Genomic DNA, 13,881 nt, shown 5'->3' on the forward strand with positions numbered 1-13,881 from the left:
AGAGATGGAATCACAGAGGAACCCTCAAATCCAGAAGGTTTTTCGAACCCTCCAGCTCGTTCCAGTAATATCGACATCATGATAAGTCGTTGGAGAAGCGCCTGTAGACCAGTTCTTGACATTATAAAAATCGCCGTTTGAGCCGCCGGTCCAGTAAGTAGAAGCCATTAAACAAGTATCCTATATTCCAGGGAAACCCGGATATTTTTTTGTTCAAAACTCGAGTGCAGAATTATTCAACCCGCGCACTCTCATCCGGGATCAATGCTGGCCTAACTCGCACATCTTAAAAATATTTTCTCATTAATAAGACGTTAAACCCTTTTTTTATCATAAACGGTAAATGTCTGAAAAATCCCGGAAATCTCGAGTATCACCCCGGTTCTTGTCGATCTCCTGAGGCGGGCTGGAGGTCTGTTTTCGGGGGATTGCCGGGAAATCCCGACTTTTTCGATCATGATTCATCCCGTCTGAAGAATTGCACAGACAGGCAAACGGCGATTATGACAGCCACAACATATCCGGAAATACAGGAGCAGGGCGATCAGGATGTCCGAGGTCTGACGTTCTCCTGTCCCAGGATAGTCGGATCATTGATCGGGCATAGCTTCTGGAAAGGCACAAGCTGCGTAGACCAATCTGGCGGACTTCTCTACGTTCCCGCAAAACAGTATCACAGTGAGACCCCCATTGAGCGCCGAAGTAAGAAACATCGCATTTTATTTGCCGCAATTTCATCGTATCCCCGAAAACGACGAGTGGTGGGGTGAGGGCTTTACGGAGTGGACTAACGTCCGCAAGGCGAAACCGCTCTTCAAGGGGCATGTTCAGCCGATCGTTCCAGGGGAACTGGGATATTATGATCTGCTGGACGAACAGGTCTACGCTGCGCAGGCGCGGATGGCCCAGAAGCATGGAATTGAAGGATTCTGCTACTGGCATTACTGGTTCGGAAACGGAAAGCGTATCCTCGAGAAACCCTTTAACAAGGTTCTGGAAACGGGGAAGCCTGATTTTCCTTTCTGCCTGTGCTGGGCCAACCAGTCCTGGACGGGCGTGTGGCATGGGGCTCCGGGCCGGGTCCTCATGGAGCAGACCTATAATGGCGATGAGGATATGCGAGCCCATTTTGCATTCCTCGCAGAGGCTTTCCGTGATCCGCGCTACATTACCTTTAATGGACGGCCTGTCTTTCCGATCTATGGCGTTCGTGATCTTCCCGATCCACCGGCTTACATCCTGGCGCTGCGAAATCTGGCGGTTGAGCACGGATTTCCGGGGCTACATATCATCGGCATGGCCAATAGTGATGCCGACAAACTTCTGACCTGTTGCGATCAGGTGATGCCCTTTGGACCTGGAGATTATCTGGAGCACCGGCCATTAGGATTGTTAAAGCGCGTTTTGCGTCGTCTTGCCTGCACATCGCAGGCCGACTGGCTGTCTGATTTCCTGCGAAAAGCAATGAATGCGCCGATTCATTATCCATTCCGGGATGTGGTCGATCAGGCTTTTAAAGACCTTCCTGCGTCTCCGGATTATATCCCGTGCGTCACGACTGGCTGGGACAATACCCCTCGTTCGAAACGTAGAGGGGTTGTCTTTGAAGGATACTCTCCTGAATTGCTGGGCGAATATGTGCGCAAGGCGGTGTTGCGGAACAGGCAGGTCGGCAGTGATAATTTCATTTTCTTTAAAGCCTGGAATGAGTGGGCGGAAGGCAATATTCTGGAACCCGAAACGCGTTTCGGGTTGAGACCGCTTGAAGCCGTAGCGGCTGCTCTGAAGGACTGATCTGAACTCGTGACGGACAGATCTCAGTCGGAAAACATTCCGAATTCGGAACATGATGCCATAACGGACACAGGTGCAAAAACAGCGCGGGGTGCGGCATTTCTGCTTGGTACCAAGCTTTCGGGCCGCGCTCTGGATTTCATTTCTCTTGTCGTCCTGACACATCTTCTGCGACCGGCCGATTTCGGGGTGGTCTCTCTGGCCATGTCCATAATCTATCTGGCAGAGGCGGTTTTCGAGCTTCCTCTGTATCAGGCGCTTGTTGTTCTGGATCTGATAGATAAAGACCATCTTGATACGGCATTTACACTGAGTTTTCTGCGTGGCTTTGCCATCTGCATCGTCATTCTGGTTATTTCAGTACCGTTCTCGATTTTCTATCACGACTTCCGGCTGCTTCCGCTTCTCATGGCACTCAGCCTGGCGCCTGCATTTCGTGGAATGCAGAGTCCAGGCCTTGCGCTTTACGCCAAGCAGCTCGATTTTTCGCGCGAATGTGCCATTGAGCTGCTGGGGAAAGGCTGCGCGTTGGCCGTTGCCGTTCTTGTCGCTTTTACAACACGCTCATACTGGGCCATTGCGGCGGCCACAATTACCAGCTCTGTTGCGTCCATGGCCGTTTCCTACGTCATATCTGCGTATAAACCACGTTTCACGCTGTCTCGATGGAATGATTTCAGGAGCTTTCTCGGCTGGAGCAGCGGTGCCCAGATTCTTGGCGCCATTAACTGGCAATACGATCGCCTGATTCTCGGCCGTCTTGTCTCTGCGCAGACCTTGGGTGTTTTTTCGATAGCAAGCGATCTCGTTGCCATTCCTTCTCAGGCCATCGCCGTTCCTCTGAGTCGCCCTCTCCTTTCGGCTCTCGTGGCGAACCGGGACAATCTGGATCGGCTTAGAAATCTCTATCGCCTGTCGAACACCACCATTTTCATGGTCATTCTTCCTATTTTCATTGAAATGTCTTTGCTTTCCAATGAAATCGTTCATACGATTCTGGGGCCAAAATGGGAGAAGTCCGTCACTTACATTGCTCTCCTCGCCATTCCTCCAATAATTGCAGGGCTTTCTGAAGGCATTGGGGCTCTTGTGATGGCTTTTAAGAAAAACCATCTTTATATGCGCCTTAATGCTCTGGAGTTCTGTCTCAAGATCCCGATTATTACGGGTGTATCATTTTTCTTCGGGGCGATCGGGGCGTGCTGGGCCCGTATAGGCGTAGCATTCATTATGATGGTTGTTTGCCTTGCGACGACCAGATCTTTAATCAAGACATCCTACACCGAAATCTTTTTTCAGAACTGGCGTACCGGTCTGGCCGGAATTATGTCCTGCCTCGCCATAGAAGGTATGAAATACGATATTCTGCCCTCGACATGGCCGGGACTTGCGAGGCTGTTCATTCTGGGAGGGACCGGAATAGGCGCCTATATCCTTGCTCTGCTTGTGCTTTGGTGGCTGACCGGGAAAAAGGCTGACGATATTGAAGCCAAAATAGTCGGAAAATGCCTGTCGAGATTCAGGCAAACCCAACCTCAGCCTTGAAATCTGGTTTTCTGGTAAGCTCAAGCGTCAATAGCTTTCTTCAGCGCTTCGATTTTTAATATACGGCGCTAGTTCCTGCCGACGTCGCTGTTTTACGAACGGGATTGAGCGGAGCGGGTTTCAAGGAGCTGAAGCAGCTTGATGGCCTTTTCATTCCCATGATCTGCGGCAAAATCCAGAAGCCGCTTCGCTTCCGCATGATCGGTCTCGCATCCCATACCATTGTAGAGTAGCTGGGCAAGCGTTACCGCGGCTCCGACATGCCCGGCTTCTACGGCTCGGCGATACCATGAATGGGCTTCAAGAAAATTGGGGGCGACGCCATCTCCCTGAAGGTTGATATCGCCCACCAGGGCGATCGCTTCAACCTCGCCGCTCTGAGCGGCTTTTCGTAGCCATGTTTCAGCTTTCGACACATCCCGCTCGACACCCCGGCCCTGATAATAGGCAACTCCGACCTTCATTTGCGCTACCGAATGGTTCTGTGTTGCGGCCTTCATGAAATGACTGAACGCCTGAGCATCTTTGCCACCTTCGTATTCCAGAATTGTACCAAGCATCAGTTCGGCGTCGGGCAGGCCGTCTGTAGCCGCCTGCTGAATGAAAGCCACCGCCCTGCTGCGTTCTTCAGGTGTTCGCGCCGCACCAAGCAGGGTGACTCCATGACCATATAATCCCTGAACATTTCCCCCTTCGGCCGCACGTTGGTAGAGTTCGCGGCCTCTGGCGATATTGCGAAGAGTTTCTGGCCCCTGCGTCAGGAGATGTGCGGCCAGCACCATGCCGTCAAAATCGCCGCCTTCCACTGCCCGCTCGGCCCAGGAGAGTGCCTCTGCATGATCAGGTTTTCCCTGTCTTAGTGTCATATCGAACACTGTGACCTGCTCTCCAGCAGACGGGCTGAAGCCCATATGACTCAGCACGCCCAGTCTGTGACAGGCTTTGGCATGATTCTGGCCTGCGGCTTGCCGGAACCAGCGAAGTGCCTCGTGTCCGTTCATCGGAACATCCTGGTCGGCCAGATACAGTTCTCCAAGCATGAACTGGGCTTCCGCGTTTCCTGCGGTTGCCAAGACATGGAGCTGTTTGATCCCTCGTCTGGTTTTTCCGTTTTTCAGAAGATTCTGTGCATGCTTCAGCTTTGCTTCAGGGGCGCCAAATAACGGGAAGCCGAATTTTTTCATGTTATTTTTCCAAATCATTATGGTGTGATTTCAGGAGTGTAGAAGCGGGCACAGGACAGCGCATGAACGGAGCAACAAACTGGTGCGAAAAATACTCAAGCCACGTCTCCGCTGGGGAACGCAGGCCGTGCAGGATCATTGTCAGAACCAAACCACCGGTTATCAGGAAGAGAATGGGCCGTTTCGACCATGTCGTTCCTGAAAGCGTACGTAATTCATTTTTTCTTGCCAGCGTCAGCAACAGGACGCCCAGCAAACCGACGCCCGCACCAATAAAAACTTCTGCAAGCGAATGGACATGAAGGGCGATCCGCGCGCATCCTGCAGACAGCGCAATCCCAAATGCCACGGCCAGACACGTACGCGGAGATCTGCTGAAAAGCACTGCCGCTCCGCCATAGACAAAAGTCGTACCTGCCGTGTGTCCGCTGGGACTGTACAGGCTTTGCCCCGGAAGACGCCCGCAGGCCTCGAAACAGAGTTTGAGGATCAGTGTGCCCCCGAAGACCAGAAGCACCAGGGCACAGTAGTACAGGAATATCCTGTATCGTTCCTGCAGGATGAGGATCAGACTGATCAGTGCCATCAGGGGCCACAGAATATTCTCGTCCCCAAAATCACTCAGAAAGCCGATGAGAATAACGGTGCTGTCAGGCACGCCCCGTTTTTCCCTTTCTGGCCTGAGCCCTCATCAGTGATGAGACCAGCACAGCCAACAGCACATAGAAATCCATCGTTCCCAGAACGGGGCCGGAAATAAGCGTCGCCATTGTCCGTCCTAGCAGCGCGGTCACTGTTGCCTCGATCATCCACGCATCGAGCGACTGTTCATTGGCCGCTACTTTCAGGGTACGGAATATTGTCGCAAAGAGTCGCCCGTTCCAGACGACGAGCCCCAGAATACCCACTACACCAATGGTGGACAGGAAGCCTGGAAGAAGACTGGAAGAACGGTTACTGCCCCATCCGGTGCCGAGGCCATAGGTTTCCAGGGCGAGTTGGTATGAATCAGTATCCTTCTGGGTGCGCTCTTCGTAAGAAACGGACTGCTTCTTTTCCTGTGTCTCCAGAATGACTGCTGCTGCCCCCTTGATGACATCAGGCGCGAAAGCCGCGAGGGCGAGTGTCGTCAGGCCCATGCACAGGACGCCGGCTCCGATGAACAGCATCAACCGCCGGAACAACTGCCGTTTCCGACTCACAATGGCATAGATGACCAGCAGCATCAGCCCGACCAACATGGCAATATACCCCGTGGTTGAGGTCGTCATCAGCAGGCAAAGCGTGCTCATGACCAGCATGAGCCGCGTCAGCCATCCACCATACCCCCTCAATGTCGACCATACCGTCGAATAGAGTGTACCGATGAGAAATGTTGCGCAGGCTGCAGGTTCCGTAAACGTGGAGTTGATGCGCGGTACTGGTCCGCTCATTTGCGTATCGAGTACAGCCCAGCCGGGATTGGAATAAAAAAGGGTTTTTGGAAACGGAATACTTCCTATAAGCCTGTGTGCCATTTCCCAGAATCCGACCATACACGCCAGCATCGCTCCTATGAGATAGGCTTGGTATAGCCGGCGCGGGTCGGCCTCCCGTCTCGTCAGGAATAAGACCGTCATGACGAACATGACGAGATCGAGCACGAGATAGGCGTCCTGCGTCATGTTGCCGCGTTGAGGGGAGAGCGGTATGCGGGTTGCGATCTCATCCAGCTTCTGAGGCCAGACAAGAACTTTTCCTTCAAACAGCCGCGGAAGCAGAATGGAGCCAAGGAGTGCCCAAGAAAAAGCGAAAAACAGCGGCGCACAAAATTTTATCTGGCGCATTGCCCCGGGAAAGGTAATGCCCAATGCAAGCTGAAGCCCCATGAATGCAATAAACATCATTCCGGGAGCCATAGAGGGTTGTAGGCCCAGCCCTCCCAGTACCAGAACAGCGGAAGCCTGCAAGACTCCTCCGACAAGAGTCAGCTCCAGAAGACGCTGCGGGTCTTTTCTGAAAAAGAAGATAAGGCTGAGGGGCCAGAAGATCAGCCCCATCGCAGTCAGACCCATATCAGACCTTGTCGACCGGCCGGGAGGGCATAAATGCCTGCCATTGCTGTTCAACAAACGTCGTGAAACGCGATCGAAACAGCTCTTCCGAAAACCGGAGCGCATTCTGATGACAGAGCTCGGACGTCATGTCCTTTTCATACTCTTCAAATGTCTGCACTGCATCGATAATGCTTTCCACGCTCTGGCTGTCAAACAGAAGACCTGTTGTCCCATGCTGAACAATATCGCAGGCGCCTCCACGTCCGTAAGCGATTACGGGAGTTCCCGCTGCCTGAGCCTCGACAAGGGAGATACCGAAATCTTCCTCGCCGGCATAAACGAAGGCCCGGGCCTTACTCAGCGTCATCTGCAATTCTGCGTCGGAAATATGCCCCTTGAGGCTGATATTCGGAGCCCCGGCAGCTTTCTGACGGACAAGCTCCGCATCAGTTCCGCCACCGATGACGATCAGCTTCCGGTCGGGCATGTGGCGGAATGCTTCAACCACCAGGTCAATCCGCTTGTAGGGCACCAGTCGTGAAACAACGACATAATAGTCTTCCTTTGTGCCATTCACGGGAAAACGATCCAGATTGACGGGGGGCGGAATGACATGGGCTTCCCGTCGCCATGTCTTGCGGATCCGGCGGGCGATATAATCTGAGTTTGCTACGAACGCGTCCACACCGGCCGCGGCTCTCACGTCCCAGTTGCGCAGACGATGGAAGAGCCAGCGGATGTAGAGGCCGCGCAGCCCTCTGTTCAGGCCGCTTTGGCGAAGATAGGTATTCTGGAGATCCCAGGCATACCGCATTGGGGAATGGATATAGGACACATGGAGTTGATCCGGTCCTGTGATAATACCCTTTGCCACGGCATGGTGGCTTGAAATAACAATATCAAACCCGCTGAAATCCCACTGCTCCACAGCCAGAGGCATCAAACCGAGATAGTGTCTGAAGAACCTGCTTGCAAAGGGCAGTTTTTGGATGAAAGATGTTTGAATTTCCCGGTTTCCCAAGCGCGCGCGGTCCGTCGGGGAAAGAAAGTTCACGACAGAGAAAATTTTTGCGTTCGGGTAACATTTAATTAATTGCTCGATGACAAGCTCAGAGCCCGCCCAGTTCTCCAGCCACTCGTGTACAATCGCAACCTGGATAGATTTCATGTCTATTTTTTCTCATTCTGCGGTTTTCAAAGTTCCGCTGCCGATAGATATTTACGCTCTCTGTGCAACACCGTCGTCAAAACAGACCTCCACTCCCATTGCCGGAAGCGGCATCGGTCTGGCAGCGTTTCTCGGCGCATGCATGTGGCTTGCCGGAGGCTACTGGTTCCTCTCGTGATCAACCTCAGGGATTGGCGGTTTGCTCATCTTTGGAGAATGGGGAGCAACATCAGAAGTGTCGCTCGTATACCTTGATGACGTCTCCAGGTTTAACAAAATTCTGAGGATAGAGAAGGCCGGTGACTGTGCTTCCTCCCTCCTGCCGGATCGTATACGCATAGCGTTCCCATGACCGGTATGTGAATCCTCCTGCCGCTGCGACAGCTGAAAGCAGCGTCATGCCTGGCTGGTATGCATACTGACCGGGGTGCTCGACCTCTCCGATGACCGAGACGAGACGGTAGGCTGTAACCTGCACCGCAATTTTCGCGTCCCGAAGAATGGCTTTCTGCCGAAGTGAGGCCGCAATGCTCTGTCCGAGTTCCCGGGTCGTCAATCCTGAGGCTGGTACATTCCCCAGCAATGGCACATCAATATTACCTGCACTGTCGATGCGGAAATCAGAAGTTAACTGATCCTGACCATACGTCATCAGGCGCACTTCATCATCCGTTCCAAGTCTGTACTGCATCGGATCGTACGCTGGTACCGGTGTCAGTCCCCGGCCTGGACTACAGGCTGCCAGACAACAGCCCGTTACACACAGGAGAATATATTTTCGCAGGTTCTGCAAAAGGCGCATTCCAAGAAATTCCGTCATGATGAGAACTTTATCATAATTGATATTTTATGCTTATCACAGCCGTATCGATACTGTATCGCCCTGTTCCGACAGCATTTGCATTTCTATAGATATTCGATGCTCCCAGAGAGAAGTTCCGGTCCAGCGCCCAGTCAAAGCCAACGCTGAAGTCAGAATTGAGCTGGGATGTCATGACCTGATACAGAGGCGTATGTTCGAAAATGGCTGGCGTCTTACCCGCTCCGCCCTGCTGCACCTGAGCCCCGGCATGCAGTACGAGGTTGCGGGAGTAGGTATGGCGGATATCGAGTGCAGCGTTCGTATAAACAAAGCCGACTACACTTTCGAAAGCGCTGTCAGCAATCCCGCGCGAAACGGTCAGAGAAACCCGCGTAAGATGCGTAGGTGTCCATGTTCCCCGTAGTTCAACATAGAATGTATTAAGGGCTTTATAGGCCGAAGCCTTATAGGAACGGCTCTGATATCCTCCCAGAACCCGAACGCTGAACGGGCCCGGCATTTCGTAATCGTATCCTGCCAGAGCGGAAAAACCGTTGGAATTTCTGGAAGGGAGACTGAAACGGTTGCTCGAATACCGGATCTCGACACCTTGGGCGATCATGAGAAGATCGCTACCTTCGGCCATGGAATAGCGCAACCCGATCCCTTCGGAGAACAGGATCCGATTGCGGTAGGACTGCTGCAGGTAGATATCGCTTCCCCCAAGATCTGAAAACTGAAAGCGTTTCAGATCAAAGTTTGGAATTATCGAGAGCTTTCCGTGCGTCTCGATCCGATCGTCCAGAGCCAGATCCTGCACAAAATAGGGAACGGGCCGATTGGCGGCCAGTGCACCCAGATCAAAGGGCATCTGGGTCATTTTTTCATGGCTCAGATGATACTCGAGCCGATCATGGCCCAGCCTTTCATCTCCCGACAGAAATGCAGACCAGTTGGTCTGATCCTGTAATCCGCGCTCGGGATAGTAAAGCTGGTTAACGGAAGTTCCAATATTGATACGTCTCCGGCTCTGAATGAGTAATCCTTCCAGATTGGCCTTGGTCTGGCTGACTGCGCTGGGAACACCGCCCATGATCTGGTCGGCGTTATTGGTGTACCCCCATCCTTCAGAGGCCTCACCATTGACAGTCCAGGGGCCGAACCTGAGGCCCTGAGCCCCATATCGATGATTTGTGTCCGACTGGAAAGCGTCTACGGTTTCACTGCTTTCAGGACCACCCAGGGCCGAAAGATTCTGTGTAACCACCTGTGCATATGCTGCTTTGCCCAGAAACAGCGGCGACTGCAAGGCCCCCCCAATTCCCAGAGCGAACAATACGCTCAGACCAGATTTTTCCCGATACAAGAACATGGGGGCGTTTCTTATCAGAAAAACAGTTGTCCAGAAATCCTTCGTATGAAATCAGTCGAGAAGTATATTACGTGCGGCGCTATAACGTTTTATTAACTCATGGTGATATAGACGGCCGCCAATTTTCATGTAGATAGAAGCCGTCGTCAACGACATGAATTATTGTTGTTATCTATCGTGTGGAAAATAGCTGTGAATAACACTGCTATTGCCCTCGATAATTATTGTCACTCACGGAGAACAGATGAGACTATCCCCCTCCTTTAACCAGGATGCTTTCAAAGCCTCTGCAGATAAGACGATTATTTCTGCGGCTGGCAATGTTCGCTCCCGGTTTGTTATGGAGTTTTCCCGTCGGGTACCTCTCGTCTTCTTCTTGAGCGACATCGTGGCTGTCTTTCTGTCAGGCGCGTCTGGAAGCTGGATTGCTTCAGCCGTCCACAATTTGTCAGTCGGTGCTCCGCTGTTTCTTGATGCAAACCTGAACGCATCCCGCACAGCAGGCCATCTCATGCCGATCTGTATCGGTGTTCTGCTCTACATGTTTGTCAGTGGTGAATATCGTAACAGATTCCCGTTCTGGAGCGAGTTCGGGCGTCTGATCGCGGCATCGTTCTGTGCCTTGCTGGCATCGGGCTTCTGGGCGTTCGCGTTTCAGATTTCCGATCTGCGGATGGCGCTCCTGCTGCCCTGGGTCATTTTTCCGTTTTGCAGTGAACTGTTGCGGCAGGTCTGCCGTCACGGACTGCATGCAATCCACTTATGGCAAATTCCCACGGTGCTGGTTGGGGGCAAGGCCGAAACGGATCAGGCAAGACGCATCCTGAATAGTGAATCTCTTCCCAGCCATGAAATCACGAAGTGCCTTAGTCCGGCGGAAGCGATTAACCTCCTTGCGCTTTCCGAAGAAACGAATTTTTCCCGCTGGTTCCAGTTCCTGTTATGCCTTGATCCAACCGACATATGTTCTCGGGACCTCATCGAGCGACTGACCCGCAAGCGTATTCCCTTCGCCCTGATCCCGCAGGTCTCCGGGATGCCTACTCATGGTCTGACGCAATCGTCCTATTTCAGTCATGATACTATTATTCTGTCGTACCGCAGCAATCTGGAAGAACCGGTTCAGCGTTTTTTTAAATTCACGTTTGACTTTGTAATAGCTCTGGTTCTGCTTGCACTCGTTTTCCCTGTTTACGTCATCCTCTATGTACTCATCGCTCTGGAGGGCGGCCAGCCAATCTATGGTCATCGCCGGATCGGTCAGAACGGACGTGAATTCAATTGCCTGAAATTTCGCACAATGGCGAAAAACTCCGATGAAGTCCTGAAGCATCTTCTTGAAACTGATGCTGAGGCAGCCGCAGAATGGCAGGAAACACAGAAGCTGCGGAATGATCCCCGCATCACCCGTATTGGACATCTGCTTCGGAAAACAAGTCTGGATGAACTGCCGCAGCTTCTCAACGTCATTCGAGGGGAGATGAGCCTGGTGGGGCCGCGTCCCATTGTGCAGGCGGAAGCCCATCATTATGGTGAGAATTTCGAGTATTATCAGGCGATCCGTCCGGGAATTACCGGGTTGTGGCAAGTCAGTGGCAGAAGCGATACGGGTTATGCTGAACGTGTTCAGCTTGATCGATGGTATGTTCGTAACTGGACTCTCTGGCACGACGTTGCCATTCTGGCGAAAACCCTTCCGGCAGTTTTCTTGAGACGTGGTGCTCGGTAAGCGGAAATTAATATTTATGAGTCAGATTTCTGCTGCAATGAACGTGAATTCCTCTTATCCGATTGAGATAACTCCTGCCCACGAGCAGGAGTTCGCTGGTTTTAGCCAGTTGTTTTCAAGCCTCAGAAGGCACAGGCTCCTGATGTGTTCTGTTACGGGCGGCACATTCCTTCTGGGCGCTGTCGCCATTGCGAGCCTCAAACCTTACTATCAGTCCGTTGCTGAAGTCGCGGTGGGGGCTCGCGGCATGATATCGCCGTCACAGCTCAGTCCCTATGCCGATCATGCTCTGGATCTGGTCGCACTCAATACCCAGCTCCGCATCATCAAAAGTCCAGCAATTGCCCTGATGGTGACGCAAAGACTGCATCTTGCAGAGACCCCCGAATACGAGCAGGCACTCCGTCCCTCACTTCTGTCAAAACTCAAGAGGAGCCTCGGTCTTCAGAAAGCCGAAGCTCCCCTGACGCATGACCAGCATGAAGAACTGGTTTCCGACCTGCTCATGCAGAAGGTGGTCATCAGCAATGACGGTCGCTCAGCGATCCTCGGAATAACCGCACGATCCGCCACGCCCGATCTTGCGCCAGCCATCGCCAATGCCTACGTCCGGGCGTATCTCGACTTCGAACAGCAGGCCAAGATTCAGGCGGCCCGCAATGCAAGTGTTCTTCTTGAAGAGCAGATTGCCCCTCTGCGCGAGAGAGCAATCCAGACGGAGCAGGCCGTTTCCCGCTACAGGCAGGAACACAATCTGCATCTGCTTGGAGACGATACGGGTAATGATCCGGATCGTAAGGGGCGTATTGTGCTTCCCGCGACAACGAACGATGTGCGCCTCACGCAGATGAATCGTGAACTCGGCGAAGCGGAAGCAGATCTGGCGCGAAAGCAGGCGATATACAGTCAGGCTGAATCTGGCGGAAATATCGAAACCATTACGGCAATCACGGCCTCACCGCTTATCCAGAGTCTTCGCCTTCAGCAGGCGCGGGTCAATGCACGTATCTCGACGCTGGCCGCTACAGCTCTCGATCAGAACCCGGAACTGATCGCTGCCCGTGCCGAGGCAGCGCGAATTGATGCTCAGATTACCACGGAAAGCCGAAAACTTCTGCAGAACCTCCGTTACGAGGCGGAAGCCGCCCAACAGCGGGTCAACGCTCTGAAAGAGCGTACGAACACCCTGCAAGCAAATGCGACGGAAGAAGAGCACGCTGACATCCGCCTGCGACAGCTTGTCGGCGAAGCGACAGCCGCGCAGACCCTGTATCGGGATTATCTCTCCCGTGTTGGTCAGATTTCGGCCGAGACGGCCATACAGCAGGCGGAAGCACGTCTCATCACGCCTGCTGACCAGCCCCTTGGACCTGCGGGGCCGCCAAAAAAACAGTATGGCGTACTGCTACTGCTGATTTCTCTGGGACTTGGAGCCGGTGCCGCCCTGCTGAAAGACCGTTCCCGCAGCACGCTTCGGACCCTGAGCGAGCTTGAGCAGCAGACCCGTCTGTTCGGACTTGGCGCTCTTCCACGTTTCGAAGGCCCCCTGCGGCAGCAGCTGGGCTTGAGTAATTCCCTCTACGGACGGATGCTCAATTCCATGCGGGCCATCCTGACCTTCGGCAATCCGTCCATCCGCACGAAAACCACAGTCATTACCTCTGCTGTGGGCAGTGAAGGCAAAACCACACTTGCCATCTCACTTGCCAGTAGTGTGGGTGCGCTCGGCAAACGCGTTCTTCTGATCGATTGCGATGCCCATCGTCCAGGTGTTCTCATGGCGCTCGGGCTGAAGGAAACTGCTGATGGTTTTATCCGCGAGGCGTTGCCGGGCATGGATATTTTCGTTGCCAGTCAGAGCAGCGAACGCGGTGTGATGAATTTCGAAGCCCTGGCACAGTTTATGGAGACGCATCGAGATGATTACGATCAGATCATCATCGATACCCCACCAGTTCTGAGCTTTCCTGAAGCGGGTGTTCTGGCCTCTTTCGCTGAAGGCGTGATCCTCGCGGTCAAGTGGCATCATACGTCTGCAAGTGCCGTTCTTGAAGCACAGAAAATCCTGCGTACCCATCACGCAAACTGCCTGGGTGCCGTTCTGACGTTTGTCGATATTGAGAATTTGCATCCTGAAGAGAGTGTCCGGATTGGCGAATATGCCTACTATCGCAAGCTTGTCTCTGCACCATAATGACTGCTTCTTCCATGCCCCGGATTTCTCTGAACGGACGTTTTTCCGTTCAGCCCC

General features: G+C 53.0%; 10 protein-coding genes. 4 read left to right on the forward strand and 6 right to left on the reverse strand.

The window, feature by feature from the left end:
* Positions 1 to 723 precede the first annotated feature (723 nt).
* Positions 724 to 1,794, forward strand: a complete 1,071-nt coding sequence (locus ABF859_RS09165) for a glycoside hydrolase family 99-like domain-containing protein (protein WP_415527471.1) — start codon at positions 724 to 726, stop codon at positions 1,792 to 1,794.
* Positions 1,795 to 1,803: 9 nt separating this feature from the next.
* The gene (locus ABF859_RS09170) at positions 1,804 to 3,339 is read left to right on the forward strand and encodes an oligosaccharide flippase family protein (protein ID WP_415527472.1); all 1,536 of its coding nucleotides are present in this window, start codon (positions 1,804 to 1,806) and stop codon (positions 3,337 to 3,339) included.
* A gap of 92 nt (positions 3,340 to 3,431) precedes the next feature.
* On the opposite strand, the gene ABF859_RS09175 is transcribed toward ABF859_RS09170, so the two are convergent.
* The 6 genes from ABF859_RS09175 to ABF859_RS09200 all read right to left on the reverse strand — a co-directional run bounded on the left by ABF859_RS09175 (position 3,432) and on the right by ABF859_RS09200 (position 9,796).
* Positions 3,432 to 4,541 carry a hypothetical protein gene (locus ABF859_RS09175; RefSeq protein WP_415527473.1) on the reverse strand — a complete coding sequence of 370 codons (1,110 nt, stop codon included), beginning with the start codon at positions 4,539 to 4,541 and terminating at the stop codon, positions 3,432 to 3,434.
* Positions 4,525 to 5,181 (reverse strand): phosphatase PAP2 family protein, encoded by a 657-nt coding sequence (locus ABF859_RS09180; protein ID WP_415527474.1) that lies wholly within the window; start codon positions 5,179 to 5,181, stop codon positions 4,525 to 4,527. The genes ABF859_RS09175 and ABF859_RS09180 overlap by 17 nt, the downstream gene beginning before the upstream one ends.
* On the reverse strand, positions 5,174 to 6,562 hold the full coding sequence (locus tag ABF859_RS09185; RefSeq protein ID WP_415527475.1) for a hypothetical protein: 1,389 nt from the start codon (positions 6,560 to 6,562) through the stop codon (positions 5,174 to 5,176). Before ABF859_RS09185 ends, ABF859_RS09180 begins: the two co-directional genes overlap by 8 nt.
* Positions 6,563 to 6,578: 16 nt before the next feature.
* The gene (locus tag ABF859_RS09190) at positions 6,579 to 7,727 is read right to left on the reverse strand and encodes a glycosyltransferase (RefSeq protein ID WP_415527476.1); all 1,149 of its coding nucleotides are present in this window, start codon (positions 7,725 to 7,727) and stop codon (positions 6,579 to 6,581) included.
* 229 nt (positions 7,728 to 7,956) lie between these two features.
* Entirely contained in the window at positions 7,957 to 8,418 is a 462-nt protein-coding gene (locus ABF859_RS09195; protein ID WP_415527477.1) for a polysaccharide biosynthesis/export family protein, read from the reverse strand.
* A 142-nt stretch (positions 8,419 to 8,560) separates the two neighbouring features.
* Positions 8,561 to 9,796 carry an outer membrane beta-barrel protein gene (locus ABF859_RS09200; protein ID WP_415527478.1) on the reverse strand — a complete coding sequence of 412 codons (1,236 nt, stop codon included), beginning with the start codon at positions 9,794 to 9,796 and terminating at the stop codon, positions 8,561 to 8,563.
* A gap of 349 nt (positions 9,797 to 10,145) precedes the next feature.
* Between ABF859_RS09200 and ABF859_RS09205 the strand changes: the two genes are divergently transcribed.
* Positions 10,146 to 11,630: an exopolysaccharide biosynthesis polyprenyl glycosylphosphotransferase gene (locus ABF859_RS09205; RefSeq protein ID WP_415527480.1), complete on the forward strand. Its 1,485-nt coding sequence runs from the start codon at positions 10,146 to 10,148 to the stop codon at positions 11,628 to 11,630.
* 142 nt (positions 11,631 to 11,772) lie between these two features.
* Positions 11,773 to 13,824, forward strand: coding sequence for a GumC family protein (locus ABF859_RS09210; RefSeq protein WP_415527481.1), 2,052 nt, complete (start codon positions 11,773 to 11,775; stop codon positions 13,822 to 13,824).
* Positions 13,825 to 13,881 lie beyond the last annotated feature (57 nt).

Origin of the sequence: Gluconobacter sp., from assembly GCF_047722525.1 — a bacterium.
In the GTDB taxonomy this organism is placed as follows: Bacteria; Pseudomonadota; Alphaproteobacteria; order Acetobacterales; family Acetobacteraceae; genus Gluconobacter.

Bases quoted from the DNA above. Each gene is read 5' to 3' on its own strand.
- ABF859_RS09175 (WP_415527473.1), bottom strand. From the start codon at position 4,541: ATGATTTGGAAAAATAACATGAAAAAATTCGGCTTCCCGTTATTTGGC.
- ABF859_RS09185 (WP_415527475.1), bottom strand. From the start codon at position 6,562: ATGGGGCTGATCTTCTGGCCCCTCAGCCTTATCTTCTTTTTCAGAAAA.
- ABF859_RS09190 (WP_415527476.1), bottom strand. From the start codon at position 7,727: ATGAAATCTATCCAGGTTGCGATTGTACACGAGTGGCTGGAGAACTGG.
- ABF859_RS09195 (WP_415527477.1), bottom strand. From the start codon at position 8,418: ATGCAGTACAGACTTGGAACGGATGATGAAGTGCGCCTGATGACGTAT.
- ABF859_RS09205 (WP_415527480.1), top strand. From the start codon at position 10,146: ATGAGACTATCCCCCTCCTTTAACCAGGATGCTTTCAAAGCCTCTGCA.
- ABF859_RS09210 (WP_415527481.1), top strand. From the start codon at position 11,773: ATGTGTTCTGTTACGGGCGGCACATTCCTTCTGGGCGCTGTCGCCATT.